The sequence below is a fragment of the Cognatundibacterium crateris genome (assembly GCF_010078235.1).
Classification (GTDB): Bacteria; Pseudomonadota; Gammaproteobacteria; order Burkholderiales; family Burkholderiaceae_D; genus Undibacterium; species Undibacterium crateris.
Genome location: NZ_JAABOS010000025.1, coordinates 1 through 2,186 on the forward strand (window position 1 = coordinate 1; position 2,186 = coordinate 2,186).

A 2,186-nucleotide genomic window follows, 5' to 3' on the forward strand; every position below is an offset into this window, starting at 1 on the left:
AAACATTTTTAAGTTTGGCTTCTCGCGACAGAACCTCCCAGACGACCTTCCGCTTTCGAAACGTCGTACCTTCAATACAGTGTGGCTCTTTGATCCGATCCATGCGGAAATGCCGAAAATCGCCACGGGCAGGATCCCAGGCCACCAGATACCAAAGGGGGGGCAGGACCAGCATCGCTTGCGGCTCCACAACACGTGTACTGCTTTGACCTTTTGCATCGCGGTAATTGAACGACAGATGCTGGCGCTGAAGAAAGGCCACTTCGAATTCCGGAAGCAAAGCAGAGTCCATCACGCCGATATTGGTTCGGTCCACCTGTGGTGCGAGTTCTCCGACATAGAGGCAGTCCAAAACACGGCGCAAATCCCGAATTTTGTCCGGGGGCAGTCCCTTTTCGATCTTTGCGAGTCCGCTATCAGCAAAGATTGAAAAGGGTAAATTTCCCGCTGCACGCATAGACGCTACGCTGATCAAAAGCGCAAAAACCTCGGTGACTGACAGACGTGGCGTGATCTGAACAGACCGCGGGTCGAGCTGCAATCCTCCGCCGCGGCCCGGTTCAGAATCAATAGTAAAACCTTGCTCACGCAGAGCGCTGATGTCGCGCAGCAACGTGCTGCGGGATGCGCCTACCTTTTCTGCAAGTTCGGCAATCGTTGATGATCCGGTACGGCGCAGACTGCGCACAATTGCGTCTTGTCGTAGGCGAGCATTCATTCTCTGGGCTCTGTAATAAAAGGTGTCACATTTTGACACATTTACATCGTAGGATACAAATGTCGGCACCAGTTGGTTGTCCGGCAAGTCCCCTCTGACCAACAGGTTGTTATGTGTAGCGCAGCTGCCAGATCACCCATCCAAACACAAAAGGAAGATAGATGTTAGACCCCAATGACTTTCCCCAACCCACGATGATCTCGGTCAACGATGTGGAATTGGAAGTATTCGAAGCCAGAAAAGAAAACGCAGGGAACCCGATTGTGCTGTGTCATGGTTGGCCGGGTCACGCCTATTCTTGGCGCCATCAAATGCCAGCGCTTGCGGCCGCTGGCTACCACGTCATCGTTCCAAACCAGCGCGGTTATGGGAATTCTGCGCAACCGACGGACGTGAGCGCGTATGACCTCGCACATCTGACCGGAGACCTTGTCGCTCTACTTGACCACTTTGGATACAACGATGCGATCGTCGTTGGCCATGATTGGGGTGCCAATGTCGTCTGGGGCATGGCGCTGCTGCATCCAAAGCGTGTGCGCAAGGTCATCGCGCTGGCGCTTCCCTATCAGGCACGGGGGGACGTCCCTTGGGTTGAGTTGATCGAATGCTTCTTGGGGCCTGACAACTACATGGTGCATTTCAACATGAACCCTGGCGTGGCCGATGCGATTCTGGATCAGAACAGGCGTCAGTTCCTGCAAAATCTCTACCGCAAAAACGAGCCCCTGCAGCCTCCGAAGCCGGGAATGATCATGATCAATTTGGCAAATGCCGAGAAGGCTGCCGGAGAGCCGATCATGACCGATGCCGAACTGTCGGTCCTCGACGCGGCGTTTGAGGTCTCTGGCTTCACGGGCAGCATCAACTGGTACCGAAATCTGGACCGTAACTGGCATCTACTAACGGATGTTGATCCGATCATTTCGCATCCCGCACTGATGATCTATGGCGAACGTGACGTGATACCAAAGTCTCCGAACCTCAGTGACTTTGTACCAAACGTCGAAGTTGTCAGCCTCGACACCGGCCACTGGATTCAGGAAGAAATGCCGGAAGAGACAACCAAGGCAATTCTTGACTGGCTCAAGTCGAGCTCAGAAAGCTAAATCTCAAAAGAACAAAAGCTTACTTGGCTGGCCGTATGAAATTCACTTTCGTCAGCCGCTGAGCGAGCTCGTCATGTAAAGACGTGCGGGGTCAGGACTTGAATTAAAGCATGACCGTCCGTTGATGGACGGTTGGGTGAAATCCCGAACGGCGGTTCTGTCGCGATAAGGAACTAAAGTTTAGTTGAAGCAGCGACGTAGCGGAAAATCAGAAAGCGAAACTGGATGCTTGCGACGGCGAAACACTTTGGCCAAAACCGGCTATATCTTCAGCGCCCAACGATGCACCGTAGCATGATCAACCTGTACACCACGTTCAGCCATCAGTTCCTCTAGGTTGCGCAAACTCAGCGCATAGGCTG

General features: G+C 53.2%; 2 protein-coding genes and 1 pseudogene. 1 reads left to right on the forward strand and 2 read right to left on the reverse strand.

Annotated features, from left to right (window positions below; genetic code table 11):
• Positions 1–718: helix-turn-helix transcriptional regulator (locus EYB48_RS18900; RefSeq protein ID WP_162021928.1), on the reverse strand; the 718-nt coding region annotated here is incomplete at its 3' end.
• Between the two features lie 161 nt (positions 719–879).
• Between EYB48_RS18900 and EYB48_RS18905 the strand changes: the two genes are divergently transcribed.
• Positions 880–1,824: an alpha/beta fold hydrolase gene (locus EYB48_RS18905; RefSeq protein WP_162021929.1), complete on the forward strand. Its 945-nt coding sequence runs from the start codon at positions 880–882 to the stop codon at positions 1,822–1,824.
• Positions 1,825–2,088: 264 nt separating this feature from the next.
• On the opposite strand, the pseudogene EYB48_RS18910 reads toward EYB48_RS18905, so the two are convergent.
• A pseudogene (locus EYB48_RS18910) lies at positions 2,089–2,186 on the reverse strand (IS6 family transposase); the annotation flags it as partial.

Coding starts and splice junctions, on each gene's coding strand:
- EYB48_RS18905 (WP_162021929.1), top strand. CDS start 880: ATGTTAGACCCCAATGACTTTCCCCAACCCACGATGATCTCGGTCAAC.